The organism is Pseudonocardia ammonioxydans, from assembly GCF_900115005.1.
GTDB classification, from domain to species: domain Bacteria; phylum Actinomycetota; class Actinomycetes; order Mycobacteriales; family Pseudonocardiaceae; genus Pseudonocardia; species Pseudonocardia ammonioxydans.
Genome location: NZ_FOUY01000050.1, coordinates 15,995 through 36,756, shown reverse-complemented (window position 1 = coordinate 36,756; position 20,762 = coordinate 15,995). Strand labels below are relative to the sequence as shown.

The 20,762-nt window shown below is 72.4% G+C and carries 19 protein-coding genes and 2 pseudogenes; 9 read left to right on the top strand and 12 right to left on the bottom strand.

The window, feature by feature from the left end:
* Positions 1-305: pseudogene (locus BM093_RS36300) on the top strand (IS110 family transposase); the annotation flags it as partial.
* A 98-nt stretch (positions 306-403) separates the two neighbouring features.
* Here the strand turns inward: BM093_RS36300 and BM093_RS29690 are convergent.
* Together BM093_RS29690 and BM093_RS29685 are read right to left on the bottom strand one after the other, a co-directional pair.
* The gene (locus BM093_RS29690; protein ID WP_245773880.1) at positions 404-1,159 is read right to left on the bottom strand and encodes an MBL fold metallo-hydrolase; all 756 of its coding nucleotides are present in this window, start codon (positions 1,157-1,159) and stop codon (positions 404-406) included.
* Between the two features lie 11 nt (positions 1,160-1,170).
* Positions 1,171-1,830, bottom strand: coding sequence for a DUF429 domain-containing protein (locus tag BM093_RS29685; RefSeq protein ID WP_245773879.1), 660 nt, complete (start codon positions 1,828-1,830; stop codon positions 1,171-1,173).
* A gap of 33 nt (positions 1,831-1,863) precedes the next feature.
* On the opposite strand from BM093_RS29685, the gene BM093_RS29680 reads away from it, so the two are divergent.
* From BM093_RS29680 to BM093_RS29660, 5 genes are all read left to right on the top strand, one after another.
* On the top strand, positions 1,864-2,331 hold the full coding sequence (locus BM093_RS29680) for a ribose-5-phosphate isomerase (protein ID WP_093354326.1): 468 nt from the start codon (positions 1,864-1,866) through the stop codon (positions 2,329-2,331).
* Complete coding sequence (locus tag BM093_RS29675) at positions 2,331-3,143, top strand: Fpg/Nei family DNA glycosylase (RefSeq protein ID WP_093354323.1); 813 nt, start codon at positions 2,331-2,333, stop codon at positions 3,141-3,143. The genes BM093_RS29680 and BM093_RS29675 overlap by 1 nt, the downstream gene beginning before the upstream one ends.
* Positions 3,144-3,183: 40 nt before the next feature.
* Positions 3,184-3,933: an HAD-IIA family hydrolase gene (locus BM093_RS29670; protein ID WP_218162988.1), complete on the top strand. Its 750-nt coding sequence runs from the start codon at positions 3,184-3,186 to the stop codon at positions 3,931-3,933.
* 172 nt (positions 3,934-4,105) lie between these two features.
* The gene (locus BM093_RS29665; protein ID WP_093354317.1) at positions 4,106-5,743 is read left to right on the top strand and encodes a flavin-containing monooxygenase; all 1,638 of its coding nucleotides are present in this window, start codon (positions 4,106-4,108) and stop codon (positions 5,741-5,743) included.
* Between the two features lie 72 nt (positions 5,744-5,815).
* On the top strand, positions 5,816-6,982 hold the full coding sequence (locus BM093_RS29660) for a serine hydrolase domain-containing protein (RefSeq protein ID WP_093354314.1): 1,167 nt from the start codon (positions 5,816-5,818) through the stop codon (positions 6,980-6,982).
* A 40-nt stretch (positions 6,983-7,022) separates the two neighbouring features.
* Here the strand turns inward: BM093_RS29660 and BM093_RS29655 are convergent, their stop codons facing one another.
* Positions 7,023-9,740, bottom strand: coding sequence for a winged helix-turn-helix domain-containing protein (locus tag BM093_RS29655; protein WP_245773878.1), 2,718 nt, complete (start codon positions 9,738-9,740; stop codon positions 7,023-7,025).
* Between the two features lie 214 nt (positions 9,741-9,954).
* Between BM093_RS29655 and BM093_RS37645 the strand changes: the two genes are divergently transcribed.
* Both BM093_RS37645 and BM093_RS36295 read left to right on the top strand, forming a co-directional pair.
* Positions 9,955-10,179 carry a response regulator transcription factor gene (locus BM093_RS37645; RefSeq protein WP_245773877.1) on the top strand — a complete coding sequence of 75 codons (225 nt, stop codon included), beginning with the start codon at positions 9,955-9,957 and terminating at the stop codon, positions 10,177-10,179.
* 56 nt (positions 10,180-10,235) lie between these two features.
* On the top strand, positions 10,236-10,385 hold the full coding sequence (locus BM093_RS36295; protein WP_177238779.1) for a hypothetical protein: 150 nt from the start codon (positions 10,236-10,238) through the stop codon (positions 10,383-10,385).
* Between the two features lie 36 nt (positions 10,386-10,421).
* Here BM093_RS36295 and BM093_RS29645 read toward each other — a convergent pair whose 3' ends face one another.
* From BM093_RS29645 to BM093_RS29635, 3 genes are all read right to left on the bottom strand, one after another.
* Positions 10,422-11,075, bottom strand: coding sequence for an RraA family protein (locus tag BM093_RS29645; RefSeq protein ID WP_093354304.1), 654 nt, complete (start codon positions 11,073-11,075; stop codon positions 10,422-10,424).
* On the bottom strand, positions 11,072-12,559 hold the full coding sequence (locus tag BM093_RS29640; protein ID WP_093354299.1) for an AMP-binding protein: 1,488 nt from the start codon (positions 12,557-12,559) through the stop codon (positions 11,072-11,074). Before BM093_RS29640 ends, BM093_RS29645 begins: the two co-directional genes overlap by 4 nt.
* A gap of 181 nt (positions 12,560-12,740) precedes the next feature.
* Positions 12,741-13,448 carry a MerR family transcriptional regulator gene (locus BM093_RS29635; protein WP_218162987.1) on the bottom strand — a complete coding sequence of 236 codons (708 nt, stop codon included), beginning with the start codon at positions 13,446-13,448 and terminating at the stop codon, positions 12,741-12,743.
* Positions 13,449-13,851: 403 nt separating this feature from the next.
* Between BM093_RS29635 and BM093_RS29630 the strand changes: the two genes are divergently transcribed.
* Positions 13,852-14,139: a hypothetical protein gene (locus BM093_RS29630; RefSeq protein WP_093354291.1), complete on the top strand. Its 288-nt coding sequence runs from the start codon at positions 13,852-13,854 to the stop codon at positions 14,137-14,139.
* A gap of 83 nt (positions 14,140-14,222) precedes the next feature.
* Here BM093_RS29630 and BM093_RS29625 read toward each other — a convergent pair whose 3' ends face one another.
* The 6 genes and pseudogenes from BM093_RS29625 to BM093_RS29600 form a co-directional block, all read right to left on the bottom strand.
* The gene (locus BM093_RS29625) at positions 14,223-15,671 is read right to left on the bottom strand and encodes a flavin-containing monooxygenase (protein WP_093354287.1); all 1,449 of its coding nucleotides are present in this window, start codon (positions 15,669-15,671) and stop codon (positions 14,223-14,225) included.
* Between the two features lie 128 nt (positions 15,672-15,799).
* On the bottom strand, positions 15,800-17,137 hold the full coding sequence (locus BM093_RS29620; protein WP_093354283.1) for an ABC transporter substrate-binding protein: 1,338 nt from the start codon (positions 17,135-17,137) through the stop codon (positions 15,800-15,802).
* Positions 17,137-18,288, bottom strand: coding sequence for a branched-chain amino acid ABC transporter permease (locus BM093_RS29615; protein WP_093354279.1), 1,152 nt, complete (start codon positions 18,286-18,288; stop codon positions 17,137-17,139). The genes BM093_RS29620 and BM093_RS29615 overlap by 1 nt, the downstream gene beginning before the upstream one ends.
* On the bottom strand, positions 18,288-19,166 hold the full coding sequence (locus BM093_RS29610) for a branched-chain amino acid ABC transporter permease (protein WP_093354274.1): 879 nt from the start codon (positions 19,164-19,166) through the stop codon (positions 18,288-18,290). The genes BM093_RS29615 and BM093_RS29610 overlap by 1 nt, the downstream gene beginning before the upstream one ends.
* 11 nt (positions 19,167-19,177) lie before the next feature.
* A pseudogene (locus BM093_RS29605) lies at positions 19,178-19,905 on the bottom strand (ABC transporter ATP-binding protein).
* Positions 19,902-20,717 carry an ABC transporter ATP-binding protein gene (locus BM093_RS29600; RefSeq protein WP_093354270.1) on the bottom strand — a complete coding sequence of 272 codons (816 nt, stop codon included), beginning with the start codon at positions 20,715-20,717 and terminating at the stop codon, positions 19,902-19,904. Before BM093_RS29600 ends, BM093_RS29605 begins: the two are co-directional and overlap by 4 nt.
* Between the last annotated feature and the right edge of the window lie 45 nt (positions 20,718-20,762).

Here is a 20,762-nt window from a genome sequence, read left to right as displayed (position 1 = left end):
CCAAGGGCGACGTCTGGCTGACCGACATCCTGACCCAGTGCGCCTGGTCCGCCGCCCGGACCCGCGACACCTACCTCTCGGCCCAGTTCTGGCGACTGGCACGCCGGATCGGGAAGAAGAAGGCCGCGATCGCGGTCGCCCACTCCATCCTGGTCATCAGCTGGCACCTGCTGACCAACGACTGCGACTACCAAGACCTCGGCGGCGACTACTTCACCCGCCGCAACGCCGACCGCCAACGCGACCGCCTCATCGGCCAACTCCACAACCTCGGCTACCGCGTCACCCTGGAGCGACCCGCGTAGACCGGCTGCGGTTGATTCTCCTTACAGCCGCGAGAACCACTCACGGGCGGTCGGGAAAGTACCCCGTGCAGGCGTCGGTCGGCGGGACCGGGAGCGGTTCACCGGCGGCGGTCTTCACCACATCGGCGCCACCGGCGGGCGATCCCGGCGAGCTCGGCGTGCTGGGCGGCGGCCTCGTGCGGGGTCATCGGGTCGCCGTGTCCGGGGACGTAGGTGTTCGCGCCCCGGGCGAGCAGCAGCGCGACCGCGCCGGCCCAGTCGCGCGGGTAGGCGTCCGGCCCGAACGAGGGCGGCGCCCCGTTCTCCAGCAGGTCCCCGGCGAAGAGCACGCCGACGTCGGGTACGTGCGCGACCAGGTCGTGACCGGTGTGTGCGGGGCCGGGGTGCACGAGCTCCACCGTGCGCCCGCCCAGGTCCAGGGTGTGCACCGAGCCGGGACGCGGGCAGACGCCGACGTCCGGCGCCACCGGCACGGTGGCGGCGAGAGCGTCCGCGGTGGTCGCGTCCCCGGCGGCGCGGTAGTGCCGTACCCACTCCGCACGCTGTGCCGCGGCGGTGACGGTCAGCGCCGCCGCGCAGCCGGCCTGGGCGTGGACCGGGGCACCGGGGAACGCCGAGGTCCCGAAGCAGTGGTCGAAGTGCGCGTGGGTGATCACGACCAGCAGGGGCAGCGGCGTCACCGCGCGTACGGCGGCGGCGAGCTCGGCGCCCTGGCCGTCGTCCCCCCGGGTGTCGATCACCAGGGCGCGCTCGGTGCCGAGGACGAGACCGGTGGTGAGGTCCAGATCGGCGTGCCGGCGGGCGTACACCCCGTCGGCGAGATCGACCCAGCGTCCGTGCCCCTGTCCGTCCACGCCGCCGATCCTCACACCGCGATCGCGGTGGAGCGTCCCCGGTCGTCGGTACCCGGACCGAGCAGCTCCGCGGTGCCCCGGGCGACCCGCTCGGCGGTCCACGCACATGCCAGCGCGTCCAGGACGTCGTCGAGCCGGGCCGTCGTGGGGAGATCACCGAGCAGGCGGCCCGGATCGGCCCAGCCCGACAGCGCGGCGATCCGTTGCCCCGCGCCGCGCGCGGTCTTCTTCGAGGCGAAGTCCACACCGGACGTCATCGTGCGGAACGAAAGCTCCGGATGGGACTCGACGACCGACGCGGGCAGCTCCACGGCCCGGAAGTCGCGGATCTTCGGCACGATGTGCCAGGCCTGCAGGCTGATCTTCTTCCCGGTGACGGCCTGCGCGGCGGCACACGCGTCGGCATAGGACACGGCGTGGAGCACCGCGGCGGGCGGGGTCGGGAACAGCGACGAGCGCGCCGGCCCCAGCCGGGCCGCGGCCACCACTTCTGCCTCGCGCCGCACCCCGCCGGACGGCAGCGCGAGCGGGATGTCGACCCCGACCGCGTCGCACCCCGCCGTCGCCGCCAGCACCGCCGCCGCGTCGGGCACCACCGACCAGTCGGCCCGGCGGGCCCGTCCGGTGCCGGAGAGCACGCACACCACCCACCCGCGGGGACCTGAGTCCACTCCAGCGATCCGCATGAGGGAGGATCGTGCCCCGTGCGCGTCTACCTGGGCAGTGACCACGCCGGTTTCGAGGTCAAGGGCAAGCTCGTCGAGTACCTGACCGGGAAGGGCATCGAGGCGGTCGACGTGGGCGCCCCGACCTACGACGCCCTCGACGACTACCCGGCATGGTGCATCGAGACCGCCCGCCGTGTCGTCGCCGACGCCGGGAGCCTCGGCATCGTGCTCGGCGGCTCCGGCAACGGTGAGCAGATCGCCGCGAACAAGGTGGCGGGCATCCGTGCCGCCCTGGCGTGGAACGCGGCCACCGCGACGCTGGCCCGCGAGCACAACGACGCCCAGGTCATCGGCGTCGGTGCCCGCCAGCACTCCTTCGACGAGGTCACCGCGATCGTGGACGCGTTCCTCGCGACGCCGTTCTCCGGCGACGAGCGCCACCAGCGGCGGATCGACCAGATGCTCGACTACGAGCGCACCGGCGAGTACCAGCTGCCGCGTTAATGCCCGAGGGCCACACGCTGCACCGGCTGGCGCGGCTGCACCGGAAGCTGTTCGCCCGTCGTCCGGTGGCGGTGTCCAGCCCGCAGGGCCGGTTCGCCGCGTCCGCGCAGCTGCTCGACGGGCAAGTGCTCACCGGTGCCGAGGCGCACGGCAAGCACTTGTTCCACCGCTACGGCCGGGACCGGGTGGTGCACGTCCACCTCGGTCTGTACGGCACGTTCGCCGAGGCGGAGCTGCCCGCGCCGGAGCCGGTGGGGCAGCTGCGGATGCGGCTGGTCGGGGAGACCCACTACGCCGACCTGCGCGGTCCGACGGCGTGTGAGCTGATCACCTCGGCGGAGGTGCGGGCGCTGCGGGAGCGGCTGGGGCCGGACCCGCTGCGCCGTGACGCGGACCCGGAACGGGTGTGGGCGCGGATCTCGCGCTCGCGCAGCCCGCTCGCGACGCTGCTGATGGACCAGTCCGTGATCGCCGGCGTCGGCAACGTGTACCGCGCCGAGCTGCTCTTCCGGCACGGGCTCGACCCGCTGCTGCCGGGCCGTGAGCTCGACCGCGCGACGTGGGACGCGATGTGGCCGGACCTCGTCGCCCTCATGCGCGACGGTGTGCGGATCGGCCGGATCGACACCGTCCGCCCCGAGCACGACCCGCGCCGCCGGGGCGAGCCCGGCCGCAAGGACCGGCACGGCGGCGAGGTGTACGTCTACCGCCGAGCCGGCCTGCCCTGCCTGGTCTGCGGGACCGAGGTCCGCCACTCCGAGCACGCGGCCCGCAACCTGTTCTGGTGCCCGACGTGCCAGCCCGAGCGTTAGGGTCACCGTCGTGGTGGAGCACAAGCCGATCGAGTGCTGGATGACCGACATGGACGGGGTCCTCGTCCGGGAGGGCAACATCATCCCGGGCGCGGACACGCTGTTGTCGCGCCTGCGGGACAAGGACGTCCCGTTCCTGGTGCTGACCAACAACAGCATCCACACCCCGCGCGACCTGCGGTACCGGCTGCAGGCCACCGGCCTCGACGTCCCCGAGGACGCCATCTGGACCTCCGCGCTGGCCACCGCGGCGTTCCTGAACGAGCAGCGGCCGCAGGGCAGCGCCTACGTGATCGGCGAGGCGGGGCTCACCACCGCGCTGCACGACATCGGCTACGTGATCACCGACCGGAATCCCGACTACGTGGTGCTCGGCGAGACCCGCACCTACTCGTTCTCCTCGATCGCGACCGCGATGCGGCTGGTCGAGCGTGGATGCCGGTTCGTCGCGACCAACCCGGACGCCACCGGCCCCAGTCCGGAGGGGATCCTGCCCGCCACCGGCTCGGTCGCGGCGATGATCTCCAAGGCGACCGGTGTGGACCCGTACTTCATCGGGAAGCCGAACCCGCTGATGATGCGCGCCGCGCTCAACCGGCTCGGCTCGCACTCGGAGTCCACCGTGATGGTCGGGGACCGGATGGACACCGACATCCTCGCCGGCCTGGAGGCCGGGATGCGCACCGTACTCGTGCTGTCGGGGATCACCCGGGAGTCGGAGATCGACCGCTTCCCCTTCCGGCCGACCCGGGTGGTGTCGTCGGTGGCCGACCTCGTAGATGAGGTGTAGCAGCCGAGGTATAGAGCCGAGGTGTAGCGGCCGAGGCGTAGCAGCCGAGGTGTAGCTCCCGCCGGGCCACCACCCGGGCGCGGCCACGTCGCTACCCGGAAGAGGGGGCCGATCAGGGGGCTCCCCTGTGACTGTGCAGTCCATCACTCCCGAACGAGGAACGGTGAGGACGATGGCGACTGCGAACGGCCCGGGGCCCCGGGCCGGCGACGTGACCGACGAGGTCGACGCGGTGGTGCTCGGCGCCGGGGTGGCCGGGCTCTACCAGCTCCACCAGCTGCGCGAGCAGGGTCTGCGGGTGCGCTCGTTCGATGCGGCGGGCGATGTGGGCGGGACCTGGTGGTGGAACCGCTACCCGGGCGCCCGCTTCGACTCCGAGGGCTACATCTACCAGTACCTGTTCGACGAGTCGCTCTACAAGGACTGGGCGTGGAGCCAGAAGTTCCCGGGTCAGCCGGAGATCGAGCAGTGGCTGCACTACGTGACCGACCGGCTGGACCTTCGTCAGGACATCCGGTTCGGCACCCGCGTCACGGCCGCCCACTACGACGAGGAGCGCGGTCGCTGGCGGATCCACACCGACCAGGGCGACGTCGTGGACACCCAGTTCTTCGTCTCCTGCGCGGGGATGCTGTCCGCGCCGCTGAAGAACATCGAGGGCACGGAGTCGTTCCGTGGGGAGCTCGTCTTCACGTCCTCCTACCCGGTCGACGGCCCCGAGCTGGCGGGGAAGCGGGTCGGTGTCGTCGGCGTCGGCGCGACCGGCATTCAGGTCATCCAGACGGTCGCCCCCGAGGTCGGGCACCTGACCGTGTTCGCCCGGACCCCGCAGTACGTGCTGCCGATGAAGAACCCGGCCTACGCCGAAGCGGACCAGCACCGCTACAAGGAACGCTTCGAGGAGCTGCGGGCCACCCTGCCGCACACCTTCACCGGGTTCGAGTACGACTTCGAGCACGCCTGGGCCGACTGCAGCCCGGAGCAGCGGGAGTCGATCCTCGAGGAGACCTACCAGGACGGCTCGCTCAAGCTCTGGCTGGCCTCGTTCGGAGAGATGTTCTTCGACCAGGGCGTCAACGACACCATCTCGGAGTTCGTCCGGAACAAGATGCGCGAACGTCTCCGGGGCGACCAACACCTGATCGACACACTGGTACCGACCGATTACGGGTTCGGCACCCACCGGGTCCCGTTGGAGAACGGGTACCTGGAGACCTACCACAGGGACAACGTCGACCTGGTCAACGTGCGCGACAACCCGATCGCCCAGATCCGCGCCGAGGGGATCGAGCTGTCCGACGGCACCCTCCACGAACTGGACGTGATCATCCTTGCGACCGGCTTCGATGCCGGGACAGGCTCGCTCACCCGCATCGACGTACGTGGCCGCGACGGCCGGTCGCTCGCCGACGAATGGGGTCGCGACATCCGCACGACCATGGGATTGGCCAAGCACGGCTACCCGAACCTGCTCACGACGGCGGTCCCGCTGGCTCCGTCCGCGGCGTTGTGCAACATGACCACCTGCTTGCAGCAGCAGACGGAGTGGATCACCTCGGCGATCCGGGACCTGCGAACCGAGGGCAAGACGACGATCGAGCCCACCGCGGCGGGCGAGGACGCCTGGGTCGACCACCACGAGGAGGTCGCGTCGGCGACGCTCGTCCACAACACGACGTCGTGGTATCTCGGCTCGAACGTCCCTGGCAAACCACGTCGTGTCCTGTCCTACATCGGTGGCGTCGGCGCCTATCGGCAGAAATGCACCGAGGAAGCGGCCGGCGGCTACCCTTCTTTCGCACGAACCTGATCTTCGAGCACGCCCTCTCCTCGACGCCGTCGAACGGCAACGGCGTCCCGAACCGGCCAATGGAGGTCGATCATGGGCAGAAGCATGGACACCGGTGCCCTCGACAGGGTTCTGACCGCCGCCGTCGAGCGCGGCGCGGTACCGCACATCGCGGCGGTCGCCGCCGACCGCGACGGCGTCATCTACGAGGGCGGCGCCGGCCCCCGGACCGTCGGCGAGAGCGGCACGGTCGACGCCGGCACCCAGTTCCGGATCATGTCGATGACGAAGATGGTCGCGACGACCGCGGCGTTGCAGCAGCGGGAAGCCGGCACGCTCGACTTCGACACCCCGGTCGCGGAGATCCTCCCGCAGTTCGCCGACGTGCAGGTGCTCGACGGGTTCGACGGGGACACCCCGCGGTTGCGGGCACCGAAGTCACCGGCCACCGTGCGGAACCTCGTGACGCACACGTCGGGCCTGGGCTACTGGTTCTTCGACGAGGACCTGGCCCGCTACGAGAAGATCGCGGGCATCCCGAACGTGCTCGGCGGTGCCGGGGCATTCGCGGCCCCGATGCTGCACGATCCGGGCGACCGGTTCACCTACGGCATCAACACCGACTGGCTCGGGAAGGTCGTCGAGACCGTCGCCGGGACCGGTCTGGACGTCGTGATCAAGGAGAAGATCTCCGGCCCACTCGGCATGGACGACACCATGTTCCTGCTCGACGAGCAGCGCACGGCGAACGCGGTGACGGTGCACGTCCCCGGGGAGAACGGTGCCTGGTCCTCGGCCGGGGAGATCCTGCCGCAGCAACCCGACTGGTGGGCCGCAGGGCACGGGCTGTACTCGACCCCGCGCGACTACCTGCGGTTCCAGCGGGCGCTGCTGGGCGGAGGCGAGCTCGACGGCGAGCGGATCCTGCGGCCGGAGACGGTCGAGGAGGCGTTCACCAACCAGATCGGCGCGCTGGACTTCCCGCCGGAGATCCCCACGGCGGATCCGCCGATCACCTCCGAGTTCAACGCCGGGCCCGGCTGGAAGTGGGGCTACGGGTTGCTGCTCAACACCGCCGACATCCCCGGTGGGCGCCGGGCCGGCAGCGGTGCCTGGGCGGGACTGTTCAACACCCACTTCTGGATCGACCGGACGACCGGGGTCTGCGCGTCGGTCTACACCAACTCGCTGCCGTTCGTCCTGCCGGAGACCTACGCGGTCTACGGGGAGTTCGAACAGGCCCTCTACGCCGCGCTGTGAGGTGGCGGCCCGGGGCCGACTCGATCGGCTCGGCCCCGGGTCAGCCCAGCAAGCCGGTACGCCGGGCGACCGACACCGCCTGGGTGCGATTGGCGGCGCCGAGCTTGCCGTAGATGTTCTTCAGATACCACTTGACCGTGTTCACGGTGACGCCGAGCGCCGACGCGAGTTGCTGGTTGCTGTGCCCGATATCGAGCATCCGCAGGATCTCGTTCTCGCGCCCGGTGAGCGCCGTGGCGTGCTGGTCCTCCTCGTGCGAGGGGACGGCGAACACTGCCGTGAGTTCGTCGGCCGAGGGGAGCGACTCGCGGGCGGTTCCCTCGCGTGCGTGGGCGACGAGCCGGTCGAGTACGGACCGGACCTGTGGGCCACCGTCGCGGACGACCTGGGTCACTCCCGCCCGCAGGGCGCGGCTCAGCACCGCGGACAGCGTGCGCTCGGCCGCCAGGGAGCGGCCTGCACGCTCCTGCACTCCGACCAGTTGCACCGACAGTTCCAGTGTCGTCCGTGCCTGCCCGTGACCCCGGGCCTCATGGACGAGGGCTTCGAGGAGGCCCACGGCCCGATCGTGGTCCTGCTCGGCCGAGTAGACCGAGGCCAGCGAGGAACTCCGGATCTGATCGATGCGGGTCCCGATGCCGCCGGGCGCCGACGAGCCGTCCGGCAGGTCCTGGGCCACCCTCCGGGCCTCCCGGATCCGGCCACGCCCGAGAAGCTGAGCGATCCGCTCCGCACCGAGTGCGCTGTGCAGCCGCGGCAGGCCGAGCCGATCGGCCACCCGGTTTCCCTCGGTGAGCAGTGTCGCCGCCTCCCCGGCGGCACCGCGTCCGGCCTTGATCCGGGCCTGGAGGGCGTAGCTGGCGATCATGAAGTCGACGACGCCGCTCTCGGCGCCCAGCTCGCTGCACGCCTCCAGCAGGCGTTCGGCCTCGTCCAACTGCCCGCGCAGGTAGTGCAGCTCGCCCAGGAGTGCTCCGGCCAGTTGTGCTGCGTGCGAGCGGCGACCGGCCGATTCCCGCGCGAGCAGTACCGCGCCGCGCAGATGTTCCTCCGCGCCGACCGTGTCCAGCTGGGACAGCGCGGCGATGCCGGCGAAACAGCGGCCGTAGACGGCGGCGAACGGCCCGGTCGTACGGGCGTGGACCGGCAGCGCCCAGCGCTGACGTTCGCGTGCGCGCACGAAGCGCATCGCGTGGATGTCGCAGAAGCTCTGAATGTTCGCGGCGACCCCCACGACCCAGGGCCGATAGCTGTCGGGGCGGTCCAGGCTGCGTCGGACCAGCTCTTCCGCGCGGTCGGTGCGGTCGCCGTAGACGTCGATGCATGCCTGCACGACATCAGCCTCGCTGCACCTCTCCTCGTACGACTCGTCGCGGCGCAACGCCGGTCGGAGCCGGTCGAGCGACGACTGGGCCGCCTCGCTCCGCTGCAGCAGGCAGTTCGCCCACGCGACCGCCATCAGCAACGCGGGCCGGTCGTCGGCCGCGGTAGGAGGAAGCCGGCCGAGCAGGCCGAGCAGGCTGGCCATGCGGCTGTGTTCCACCATCGCCATGGCGTTCGCCTCGACGAGGTCCGTGGCCCGGACGACGTCGCCGCCCGCCAGCGCGTGTGTCACGGCCTCGGGAACCAGTTCGTGGTCGGTGAACCACTGCGACGCCCGGGCGTGCAGTGTCGCTGCCCGGCCGGGGTGGTCCCGGTCGAGACGCCGACGCAGGTGATCGAGGAACAGATGGTGATAGCGGAACCAGTCCCGCTCGTTGTCGAGCGGACGCAGGAAGAGGTTCCTGCTCTCGAGCTCCTCCAGCACGGCCTGACCGTCGGCGCGGCCGGCGAGAACTCCGGCGAGCCCCCCGCACAGGCGGTCGCACACCGACGTGGCGAGCAGGACGTCCAGGATCTCCGTGGGGAGGGCGTCCAGCACGTTCTCCGTGAGGTAATCACCGATCGAGCGGTGTCGCCCGGAGAAGCCGTCGATCAGCTCCGCCGGGTCGGCACTGTCCCGCAAGGACAGCGACACCAATTGCAGCGCCGCCACCCACCCGTCGGTCCCGATGGAGAGCCGGGCGACGTCATCGCCGTCGAGCCTCAGCCCGTTCAGCTCGACCAGGAACTCGCGGGACTCCTCGAGATCGAATCGGAGGACGTCGGCGTCGATCTCCGTCAACTGCCGGCTCACCCGCAGCCGGCTCAGTGGCAGCCGTGGCCGGCGGCGGCTGGTCAGCACGATCGACAGGTTCGGGGGCGCCAGATCGAGCAGGTGCAGCAGCGCGCGGTGCACCGCGTCGTCGTCGACGAGATGCCAGTCGTCGAAGGCGAGGACGAACCGGCGTTCGTGTCCGGCGATCAGGTCCAACAGTGCCGAGAGCGTGTAGTTCTGTGTATCGTCGGCGTTCTGCTCGAGCAGGTCCACCAGATCGTCGATCGACTCGGTGGCAGCGGGGAGCACCCGGCGCACCGCGCCCACCAGGTGGGTCAGGAACCAGTGCGGGTCGTTGTCGTCGCGGTGCAGGCCCAGCCACGTGACGGTGGCGCCCCGAGCCTGCAGCTCCGACAGCCATTGGACGGCGAGCGTGGTCTTGCCGTAGCCCGCGGGCGCGTGCACGACCACGAGCCGGCCGGGCTCGGAGTCGCGCAGGTCGTCGAGGATCCGCCGGCGTTCGATGACGTCGTGGACGGGTACCGGCGTCCGGAACCGGGTCGGCGCACCCTGCGCCGGCCCCACCGGTGCCGGTGAGGACGCTGCCGCTCTCGCCGTCATCGACCCTCCGTCACACCACCATCCGCCAGCGTGCATGACCGACGTCACAGTGTCATCCCCATGGGCGGTGCTGCCCACCCGAACGGGTAGTGGTCGGTGCTGTCCTCCGATTCTCGCCGGAGGCCGGTGCGGTGCGGCGCGAGGAGCACACCGCACCGCACCGACGGCGGGTCAGCCGTTCGGCCGCTCCTCGGCGCCGGCGATACCGGGCACGGTGCGGGGCACGTCGGACACCCAGCGCAGGCCGTCGTTCGGCTCACCCGGGCAGCCGGCGAGCGAGCAGCCCCGGGGCCGCGTCGATCGGGTCGCCGAGATCGCCCATGCATTCGGGCTGACCGTCGAGACGGTCACGTCGTACCTGCGCAGCGCGATGCGCAAGCTCGGGGTCCGCAACCGCACCAGGGCGGTGCTCGCGGCCCGGGCGGCCGGCCTGCTGTGATCAGGTCGTGGGCGCCGGGCTTGCGAACCACACCGGTGTGGTTCACCCTCGAACACATGTACGTACGCGACGTGTCCTGGTGCCGGTGCGCCGGTTGCGGCGTCCAGGCGGAGCTGCCGGCGGGCGAGACCGCCGGGGTCGAGGTCCCGTGCCCGGACTGTGCCGGCCCGATGACCGAGGAATGGACCTGGGAGACCGCCGCCTGAGCGGTGCCGGCGCGCCCGGCGGAGGCGCCGCGGGAGTCAGACGCGAAAGCCCAGGGCGCTCGGCTCACCCCGGTACAGCGCGGCGACATGCTCGTCGACCGTGGTCAGACCGTGCAGGTCACGGCCCTTGCGCATCGCCGTGACCAGGGCGGCCTCCGTCCGCTCGATCTCCTCGGCGGCCCCGACGATCTCGGCGAGGCGGTCCGGTGGGGCGACGAGCAGCCCGTCGTCGTCGCCGCAGACCAAATCGCCCGGGTGCACGACGAGCCCGCCGAACGACACCGGCTCGTCCACCGTGCCCGGGTCGCGCACCGAGCCGGACGCCGGACACGTGCCGCGGGCGAACACCGGCAGGCCGAGCGCGCGCAGCCCGCGGACGTCGCGGACCAGGCCGTCGACGACGATCCCGGCCAGCCCGCGCCGGTGCGCCTCGGTGGCGAACAGCTCGCCGGAGACCGCCCGGGTCCCACCGGCTCCGGCCACCACCAGCACCGATCCGGGTGCGGCTGCGGCCAGCGCGGCGAACATCGGCAGGTGGTCGTCGACGCAGGACACGGTGACCGCGGGTCCGGCCAGCACGACGTCCGGTACGAGGGCCCGGATCGCCGGGTCCACCACCGGCAGCGACTTGTCGGCATCGCACAGCGAGGACACCTGCAGCGCGCGGAGCCGGTCCAGGAGGTCGGTCATGAACGGCATCCTTCCGCAGACGGCCGAGAGCCTGCGACCGGTCGGCGGGCCGCGGCCAGCTCCGAACGGCGGACCTTCCCGGCGTCGTCGCGCAGTGGGTGCTCGACGAGCTCGACGCTGCGCGGGATCTTGTACCGGCTGAGCAGGCGCGCGCAGTGCTCACGCAGTTCGGCCGGCGCGGGGGAGACCTCCGGGAACGGCTGGACGATCGCGTGCACGACCCGGCCGTAGTCGTCGTCGGGCAGCCCGACGACGACCGCGTCGCGCACCGCGGGGTGGGCGATCAGCGCCGCCTCGACCTCGGCCGGGTACACGTTGGCGCCGCCCACGAGGATCATGTCCGAGCGCCGGTCGGCGAGGTGGAGCCAGCCGTCCTCGTCGAAGTGGCCCATGTCGCCGAGCGACTCCCAGCCGCCCCGTTCCCGCGCGACTGCGCCCAGGTAGTGGTACGCCGCCGGCCCGTCCGAGCGCATCCAGATCTCGCCGGTCTCGTTCGGTTCGAGCTCGCGGCCGTCGTCGTCGCAGATCTTCATCTCGCCGCGCACGACCCGGCCGACCGATCCGGGGTGGGCCAGCCAGTCGTGCCCGTCGATGGCGGTGCCGGCCTGTGACTCGGTGCCGGAGTACAGCTCCAGCACGGTGCCCGGCCCGACCCGGTCCAGCCAGCCGCGCTTGACCTCGGGCGGGCAGGGCGCACCGACGTGCAGCACGGTGCGCAGGCTGCCGAGCGCGGCGGAGTCCCAGTGCTCCGGCGGGAGCCGCAGCATCCGTCCCATCATGGTCGGGACGACGTAGAGCCAGGTGACGCCGTGCTCTCCGACCAGCTCGAGCGTGCGGGCGGCGTCGAACCGCTGCATCAGCACGACGTGGTGGCCCTGCAGCAACGCCATCAGCGAGAACATGTACGGCGCGTTGTGGTGCAGCGGCGCGGTGCAGAGCATGACGCCGTCGCGGTCGAGCCGCAGGCCGTCCACCCGGGCCAGCGCCTGCTCCACGCAGGCGGCCTGACCGGCCACGATCAGCTTCGGGCGCCCGGTCGAACCACCGGAGGTGGGGGCCTTCCAGGACGGTCCGATGAGGTCGGGCAGCGGCTCGTCGTCGTGTCCGGACTCGTCCACATCGGACTCGACGGTCACGGTGAGTGCGGGGCGGCCGACGGCGAGCACCGCGTCCCGCTCGACATCGGGCAGCTTCGCCGACAGCGGCTGCGGCACCGCGCCCAGCTTCCACGCGGCGACCGAGCACTCCAGGTGGCGCACGGTGTTCGGCAGCGCGATCGACACCAGGTCGCCGCGGGCGACCCCGCGGTCGGCGAACGCCCGGGCGAGCCGGTTGGTGCGGGCGTCGAACTCCGCCCGGGTGCGCACGGTGTCACCGTCGGAGGCGAGCGGCCGGGTCGGGTCGGCCGCGACGAGCTCGCGCAGCCGGGCGGCCAGTGGCGTGGAGCCCGGCGTGACGGCGGGTTCCGGGAAGCGGGGTGTCATGCGATCGGCTCCCCGGACGACGGCGCGGGGGGAGGGGGCACTGCGGTGCGGTGCGCGCGGGCGGGGCGGGCCTCGGCGCGCGCGCCGGCCGAAAGGACGTCGGACATCGTGTGCCGCAGCGTAGCCAGGGCGTGCCGGGTGCGGCGAGCCCCGGCCGATCGGGCGGGGCTCGCCCGGAGCCCTACCGGCCTGCGTCCGCGGCCGCCGCGATGTAGTCGATCATCGCCTGGTCCGGCCCGCCCGCGGCCACGACCTCACCGGGGTTGTCCGAGCGCATCCGGTACAGCCGCTCGCGCAGGGCCTCGTCCCCGCGGTGGAACGTCGCGAGCAGCTCCGCCCACCGGGAGGCGAGCGACTGGACCCGCGGGTCCCCCGGGTCGGTGCCGGCCGCCATCTCGGCGCGCACCGCCGCGATGAGGTCCGGCCACTGCGCCGCCGCGGCCTCGGCCTCGTCGCGGCGTGCCTGCAGCGCGGCGATCTGCTCGGGCGTGAAGTACTGCGCGAAGGTGTCGTTCACCCTGCTCACCTCGTCGATCATCCGGAGTACGTCCGACGGGGCGGGGTCCGGTGCGCCCCGCAGCCGGTCGACGACGCCGGCGAGCGTGCCGCGCAACGTGTGCAGCGCGGCCAGCCGGGCGTCGACCTGCTCCAGGTGCGCGGCGAGGACGGTGGCGAACGAGCCGGTCGTGAGCAGGCTCCCGATCGCGTCGAGCGGGAGCCCCAGCTCCCGCAGCGCGACGACCTGGTAGACGCGGCGGACGTCGCCGTCGTCGTACACCCGGTGGCCCGAGTGCGTCCGTGCCGAGGGCACGACCAGGCCCCGCTCCTCCCAGTGGTGCAGCGTGCGCACCGTCAGCCCGGTCGCCCGGGCCAGCTCACCGACCTTCACCGGTCCCCCTCCTGTCGGGCCGCCGCGTCGCGACGACATGATGGACGGTGCCGCCTCACGTCGCGTGAGGATCAAGCCCCGGTCAAGACGACACGCCGGAGAAGCGACACGCCGGTGACGGAACCACCCTGCCGGGTGGCACGCAGCCGGTTCCGCCGCGACCGGCCCGTCACCGAGCGCGACGGTCCGGCGGGCCGGACGCGACCCACCGTGTCGGCGTCCTGGGCGTCCTGGTCCTACGCCACCCGTTCGGGTCCTGGGCGGCGGCCTCACCCGTCCGGGGCCGACGCGTATCCCCCTCGGTGACCGGCTGCCTACCGTCCGCCGTGCCGCGACGCACACCGCGTCCCGGCGGTCTCGCGGACCACGTCCGCCCCACCGGACACGATCGGGGAGAAGGATCATGCGCAGGAAACTCGCGGTCACCGGGGCCGCCGTCGTCGCCACTCTCGTCGCGTTCAGCCCGCTGGCGTCGGCGGCGCCGGCGGACGACTGGGAGGACGACGAGTCGTTCGTCCAGGACGTCGGCAACACCCGCGGTGACCAGTTCGGACTGGTCAACCTGGACGATCTCAACGTCCTCAACAACGCGAACGTCTGCCCGGGCGTCAACGCGGCGCTGGGCAACGTGCTCGGGGTCCTCGGCCAGGGCGCCGCGCAGAACAAGGGCAACCCGACCAGCTGCGACTGACTGTGCCCGCCCGCACCCCGCGGCCACGGGGTGCGGGCGCGGCGCCGCGGGTGCCCGACCGTCTGCCGATCCGCCGCCGGCAGTCAGTGGAAGACGTAGTCCGCCGGGTCGACCCGGCGGGTGCGCTCCTCGTAGTCGCGCATGTATCCGGGCCAGTTGGTGACGATGCGCCCCGAGGAGTCCCGGTACCAGGAGTCGCAGCGGGTCCACGCGGTGCCGGGGAAGCGGGCCTGCAGGTCCTCGTCGTAGGCCCGCTCGACGTCCTCGCGCACCTCGACCCCGCTCGTCCCGCGGCGCCGGGCCTCCTGCAGCGTCTCGCGGACGTAGCGGACCTGGTTCTCCAGGTAGCGGATGATCGAGCCACCGGAGGTGTTCGTGTTCGGTCCGTAGAGGACGAACATCGACGGGAAGCCGGGCACGGTCATGCCGAGGTAGGCGTGCGCACCGTCCGACCAGGAGTCCTCGAGTGACCGTCCACCCGGGCCGGTGATCTCCATCGGGAACATGAAGTCGGTGGCCGCGAAGCCGGTGCCCCAGATGATCGTGTCCACCTCGTGGGTGCGGCCGTCGGCGGTGCGCACACCCTCGGGGACGATCTCGGTGACCCGCTCGGTCTCCAGCGTGACGTTGTCGCGCTGCAGCGCGGGCAGCCACTGCGAGCTGAACAGGATCCGCTTGCAGCCGAACGTGTAGTCCGGCCAGGCCTTGCGGCGGACCTCGGGGTCGCGCAGCTGCATCCGCATGAACAGGGTCGAGTACAGCCGTCCGACCCGGCCCCAGGTCGCCGGGTGGCGGATCATCAGCGTCAGCGACTCGCAGTACTCGGTGATGAACCGCCGCCGCCACCGCTGCAGGCCCGGGACGTGCTCGATCGCGGTCCGCCACCAGCGCGGGAACTCGCGGTTGCGGCGGGGCAGGAACCAGTTCCCGGAGCGCTGGAACACGCTCATGTGCCCGACCTCGGGCGCGATCGCCGGGACGAACTGCACGGCGCTCGCGCCCGTCCCGACCACGGCGACGCGGCGGCCGCGCAGGTCGTGCTCGTGGTCCCAGCGGGCGGAGTGGAAGGTGTGCCCGGCGAAGGTCTCCGTGCCGGGGATGTCCGGGACGATCGGGCGGTTGAGCTGTCCGGTCGCGACGATCAGGACGTCGGCGGTCCAGCTGCGCCCGTCCTCGGCCGTGGCGGTCCACGGGCCGTCCGCCCGCGGCCGGTCGGCGGAGACGATGCGGGCGTTCGTCTCGACCAGGTCGGCGACGCCGTACTCCTTCGCCACGTCGTGCAGGTAGGCGAGGATCTCCGGCTGCGGGGAGCACAGCCGGGTCCAGTCCGTGCGCTGGGCGAACGAGTACGAGTACAGGTGGCTCGGCACGTCGCAGGCCGCACCCGGGTAGGTGTTGTGCAGCCAGGTCCCGCCGATGTCGGGTGCGGCGTCCACGATCGTCACGTCACGGATGCCGTGCGCGCGCAGTTCGATCGCGGCGGCGATGCCGCCGAACCCGGCGCCGACGACGAGGACGCTCGGTGCGTGCAATGGGACCTCCCTGTCACCGTGGCCGGCCTGTCACTCCGGGCCGGGGTCACCGTAACGGCCGGTCCCGGGGCCGTGGGTGCCGCCCGCGGCCCGCCCGGGCCGAGCCGCCGGGGCGGGCCACCCGCGACTCAGCCGGTCGGCGGGACGGGGATCCCGTTCGCCGGTGGGGTGCTGGCCGGCCCGGGGTGCGGGGTGATCGGCGCGTCCCCGTTGTCGGTGACCTGGACCGGCGTGAGGTCCTCGGTGCCCGCCCCGACGATCCGGCTGATCTTCACCCCGGAGATCCCGGCGTGGCTCTGCTCGGAGTAGCGGTAGGGCGCCAGCCACGGACCCTCCATCTGCGCCCCCGACTGCTCCACGGCGGCGACGAGCCCCTCCCGCGTCGGGTCCGGACCGGCGGCCTGCAGCGCCTGGACGAACGCGTACGCCTCGGCCATGCCGTAGATCCGGAAGTTCGTCAGCTCGGCGTCGGTGCCGTGCTCCTGCCAGACCCGGGTGAACAGCTGGGTCCACGGGTCGCCCGCGGCCTCGACGCTGGGCAGGTACTCGGTCGTGATGACGCCGTCGAGCAGGCCCGCGTCGGTGACCGCGCCCTCGGAGAACCGCGCCAGCAGCGATCCGACCAGCGCCGGGTCGGAGCCGATGTTGCTGTAGGCCCACTGCGGGTCGTAGTTCAGCCGCAGCGACTGCAGCTGGGACAGTGCCGTGTAGGACGGCACGTTGAACCCGATGACGAAGTCGGCGCCGGCCGCCTGCAGGGCGGCGATCTGCGGGGCGACGTCGGTGTTGCCCGGGGTGTACCGCTCGGCCGCGACGATCTGGCGGTCCAGGAAGCGCCGGCCCCCGATCTCGGCGTCCCGCCCCAGGTCGTCGTCCTGCAGGAACAGCCCCACCTTCGCCTGCGGGAAGTTCTCCGCGACGTACTTGCCGATGATCTTCGCTTCGATCTCGTAGTCGGGCTGCCAGCCGAAGGTCTGCGGGTTGCGCTCCGGCTGGTCCCACAGCAGCGAGCCCGAGGACACGAACAGGTCCGGCACGCCCTCGCTGTTGAGGTAGTCCAGCACCGCAGAGTGGGTCGGCGTACCCAGCCCGCCCAGCATCGCGAACACCTGGTCCTGCAGCACCAGCTCGTTGACGACCTGGCTGGTCTGGGTGGGGTTGTAGGCGTCGTCGCGGAAGACGTACTCGATCTGCCGTCCGTGCACGCCGCCGTGGGCGTTGACGTAGTCGAAGTACGCCTTGGTGCCGGTGGGGATGTCGCTGTAGCCCGGCGACGCGACGCCGGTCAGCGGGAAGTGGGCGCCCACCTTGACGCTCTGCGGTGTCAGGCCCGGCTGGGCACCGCCCTCCTCTCCGGACGGTCGCCCGCCGGCGCCGCACGCCGAGGCCAGCAGCGCCACGACGGCGACGACCGCGAGCACCGCTGCCCGCCCACGCAGGCGTCTCCTCGATCCGACCGTGTCCATCAGGACCTCTCCCTCCCGTTCCCACCCACACCGCTCCGACCCGCCCCGTTCCGGATCGACTGCCACATCCTGCGGACGCCGCCCACCACGCCGGTCGGGGCGAGCAGCACCACCAGCACCAGCACGACGCCGTAGACCAGCGGGGCGAGCTCGGCCGCCGCCACCCCGCTCAGCCCCGCCGCCGTGCCCAGGTTCGTCACCGCCGGGGGCAGGAACACCAGCAGCGCAGCACCGAGCAGCGCCCCGGTCAGGCTGCCCAGCCCGCCCACCACGACCGCGGTGAGCAGCCCGAGGGAGAGCACGATGGTGAACCCGCTGGGTGCCGCCAGCCGTACGACGATGCCGAGCACCGCCCCCGCCAGGCCGGCGCACGCCGCGCTGACGGTGAACGCCAGCACCCGCACCGGCCCCGGCCGGATGCCGGCCAGCTCGGCCGCGACCTCGTCGTCGCGCACCGCCCGCCAGACCCGTCCCACCCGGCCCGCGGCCAGGTTGGCGAGCAGCAGCAGGACCACCAGCAGCGTCGCCCAGCCGATGTAGGCCAGGTACTTCGCGCCGGACATCTCGTTGGCGGACAGGAAGTAGATCGCGTCGGCGAACCAGGCCGGGGCACGCGGCGAGTCGATCTGCATGCCCTGCTCGCCGCCGAGCACGCCGTCGAAGTAGATGGCCAGCCCGGGCACGGCGATCGCGAACGCCAGCGTCGCCCCGGCCAGGTAGGGGCCGTGCAGCCGCGAGGCCGCGGCACCGACCACCACCCCGACCACCGCGGTCACCGCGGCGGCCACCACCAGCACCAGGATCAGCGGCGGTGGGCCGGCGGAGCCGAGCAGCAGGCCGGTGGTGTACGCCCCGACCGCCATCAGCGCACCGTGGCCCAGTGAGATCTGCCCGTTCAGGCCGGTCAGCACGGTCAGCCCGGCCGCGGCGATCGCGTAGTACGACAGCGTCGCGAACTGGGAGTTCCGGAACGGGCTGGTCGTCTCCAGGACCAGCACCACGGCGACGGCGCCCACCAGGACCAGCAGCGCGTGCCTGCCGAAGGTGGAACGCGGCAGCCACCGCCGGACGACGTCGAGCGGTCGCGGGCGGCCCGGCGGCACCGACCGTCCGGCCTCGTCCGACTCGCTGTTCCGCACGGGCACGGCCATCAGACCCGCCGGGCCGCGGTCCGGGCGAACAGACCGTGCGGGCGGACCAGCAGCACCGCGACCAGGATCGCCAGCGCGGCCATCGCCACCAGCTCGCTGCCGACGTAACCGCTCACGTAGCTCAGCGCCAGCCCCATCGCCAGGCCGCCGACGACCGCCCCGCCCGGCGAGTCGAGCCCGCCGAGCACCGCCGCCACGAACCCGTAGACGATGATCGGATCCATGTAGGCCGGGTAGACGAGGCTGCCGCCCGCGATCAGCAGTCCGGCCAGCGAGCCCACCACCGCGGCCAGTGCCCAGCCCAGCGTCAGCAACGGCCCGACCGGGACACCGAGCAGCCTGGAGACCTCCTGGTCGAACGCCGCGGCCCGCATCCGCAGGCCGACGTCGGTGAACCGGAACAGTGCCACCAGCGCGGCCATCACCAGGACCACCGAACCGATCACGAACACCGAGAACGGGGTGAGCGCGACGTTGACCCCGCCGACCATCATCCCGCGCAGGTCGAACGGGGCCGGGAAGGAGCGGAACGTCGCGCCGAACAGGATCGCGGCCAGCGCCTGGATCGCCACGAACAGCCCGAGCGTGACGATGATGGCGCTCAGCTCCGGCCCGCCCTCGACCCGGCGGATGATCAGCCGTTCGATCGCCGCGCCGAGCAGCAGACCCGCACCCAGCGCGACCACCAGCCCCAGCCAGTAGGACCCGGTCCCCTCGATCACGATCAGGGCCAGGTAGGTGGTGAACATGCCCATCGACCCCTGGGCGAAGTTCACGATCCGGGTGGAACGCCAGATCAGCACCAGGGCCAGCGCGAACGCCGCGTAGATCGCGCCCTGACTCAGCCCGGTCAGCGTCACGTTGAGGAACTGCTGCATCGTCTCTCCCGCTAGAAGCCCAGGTAGGCGTGCCGGAGGCCGTCGTCGGCGGCCAGCGTGGCGGCGTCGTCGCGGGCCACCACGCGGCCGAGGTTGAGCACCACCCCGACGTCGGCGATGGACAGTGCGCTGCGGGCGTTCTGCTCGACCAGCAGCACACTTATGCCGGCGCTGCCCACGAGCTCGCGCAGCAGGCCGAAGATCTGCCCGGCCACCCGCGGGCCAGCCCCAGCGACGGCTCGTCGAGCAACAGCACGTCCGGCCCGCACAGCAGCGCCCGTCCGATCACCAGCATCTGGCGCTCGCCGCCGGAGAGGGTGTCGCAGCTGCGTCGGCGACGTTCCGCCAGCGGCGGGAACATCGTGTAGACCTCGTCGAGGGACCGGTCGGTGCGCCGGCGGGTGGCACCGAGCAGCGCGCCCAGGCGCAGGTTCTCGTCGACGGTCAGCTCGGTGATCACACCGCGGCCCTCGGGGACGTGCGCGACACCGGCCCGCGCGATCCGTTCCGCCGGTGAGCGGGTGTGGTCGACCCCGCCGACCAGTACCTCGCCCGCCCGGGACGGGACCAGCCCGGAGATCGTGCGCAGCAGGGTGGACTTGCCGGCGCCGTTCGCGCCCAGCACGGCGGTGATCCGGTCCCGCTCGACGGTGACGTCGACGCCGTCCAGCGCGGTCACCGGGCCGTAGGCCGCGCTCAGCCCCCGGACCTCGAGTGCCGCGGTCGCCGGGGCGGTCACGCGGCCTCCTCACCCAGGTAGGCGTCGATCACGGCCGGGTCGTCGCGCACCTGGTCGGGAGTGCCCTCGGCGACCACCCGCCCGAAGTCCAGCACGGTGATCCGGTCGCAGACGGTCATCACGAGGTCCATGTGGTGCTCGACCAGCACCACGGCCATCCGGTCGCGCAGCCCGCGGATCCTCGTCCCGAGCTCGGCCATGTCGTCGGCGCCCAGGCCGCTGGCCGGTTCGTCGAGCAGCAGCATCTGCGGCTCGGCGACCAGGGCCCGGGCGAGCGCGACCCGCTTCTGCACCGGATAGGGCAGGCTGCCCGGCAACCGGTCGGCGTAGGTCTCGGTGCCCAGCTCGGTCAGTACGGCGTGGGCCCGCTCGCGCAAGGCGCGTTCGTCGCGGTCGGAACGGCGCAACGCCAGCAGCGCCGACGTGAAACCGGCGCGGTGGTGCCGGTCCGCACCGACCATCACGTTCTCCAGCACGGTGAGACCGCGGAACAGCCCCACGCCTTGCAGGGTGCGGGCGATCCCCATCTGCGCCAGCCGGTGCGGGCGCAGGCCGCGCACCGGCTCGCCGCGCCAGTGCAGGGTTCCGCTGCTCGGGGTGACGAACCCGCAGCAGACGTTGAACAGTGTCGTCTTGCCCGCCCCGTTCGGCCCGATCACGCCGTGCACCTCGCCGGGGGCGACGGACAGGGACACCTCGTCGAGGGCGACCAGGCCGCCGAAGCGGACCCCGACCTCGTCGACCCGGAACAGCGGGCCGTCGGTGGCGGACGTGTCACCCGGAGTGGCACCCTCGGCCGGATCGGTGACCATCTCTGCTCCTCTCCGACGGGTGCGGGGACACGACGGGTACGGGGA

Excerpts from the sequence above, each read along its gene's own strand:
- BM093_RS29675 (WP_093354323.1), top strand. The coding sequence starts at position 2,331 with ATGCCCGAGGGCCACACGCTGCACCGGCTGGCGCGGCTGCACCGGAAG.
- BM093_RS29670 (WP_218162988.1), top strand. The coding sequence starts at position 3,184 with ATGACCGACATGGACGGGGTCCTCGTCCGGGAGGGCAACATCATCCCG.
- BM093_RS29665 (WP_093354317.1), top strand. The coding sequence starts at position 4,106 with ATGGCGACTGCGAACGGCCCGGGGCCCCGGGCCGGCGACGTGACCGAC.
- BM093_RS29660 (WP_093354314.1), top strand. The coding sequence starts at position 5,816 with ATGGGCAGAAGCATGGACACCGGTGCCCTCGACAGGGTTCTGACCGCC.
- BM093_RS29655 (WP_245773878.1), bottom strand. The coding sequence starts at position 9,740 with ATGACGGCGAGAGCGGCAGCGTCCTCACCGGCACCGGTGGGGCCGGCG.
- BM093_RS36295 (WP_177238779.1), top strand. The coding sequence starts at position 10,236 with ATGTACGTACGCGACGTGTCCTGGTGCCGGTGCGCCGGTTGCGGCGTC.
- BM093_RS29645 (WP_093354304.1), bottom strand. The coding sequence starts at position 11,075 with ATGACCGACCTCCTGGACCGGCTCCGCGCGCTGCAGGTGTCCTCGCTG.
- BM093_RS29640 (WP_093354299.1), bottom strand. The coding sequence starts at position 12,559 with ATGACACCCCGCTTCCCGGAACCCGCCGTCACGCCGGGCTCCACGCCA.
- BM093_RS29630 (WP_093354291.1), top strand. The coding sequence starts at position 13,852 with ATGCGCAGGAAACTCGCGGTCACCGGGGCCGCCGTCGTCGCCACTCTC.
- BM093_RS29620 (WP_093354283.1), bottom strand. The coding sequence starts at position 17,137 with ATGGACACGGTCGGATCGAGGAGACGCCTGCGTGGGCGGGCAGCGGTG.
- BM093_RS29615 (WP_093354279.1), bottom strand. The coding sequence starts at position 18,288 with ATGGCCGTGCCCGTGCGGAACAGCGAGTCGGACGAGGCCGGACGGTCG.
- BM093_RS29610 (WP_093354274.1), bottom strand. The coding sequence starts at position 19,166 with ATGCAGCAGTTCCTCAACGTGACGCTGACCGGGCTGAGTCAGGGCGCG.
- BM093_RS29600 (WP_093354270.1), bottom strand. The coding sequence starts at position 20,717 with ATGGTCACCGATCCGGCCGAGGGTGCCACTCCGGGTGACACGTCCGCC.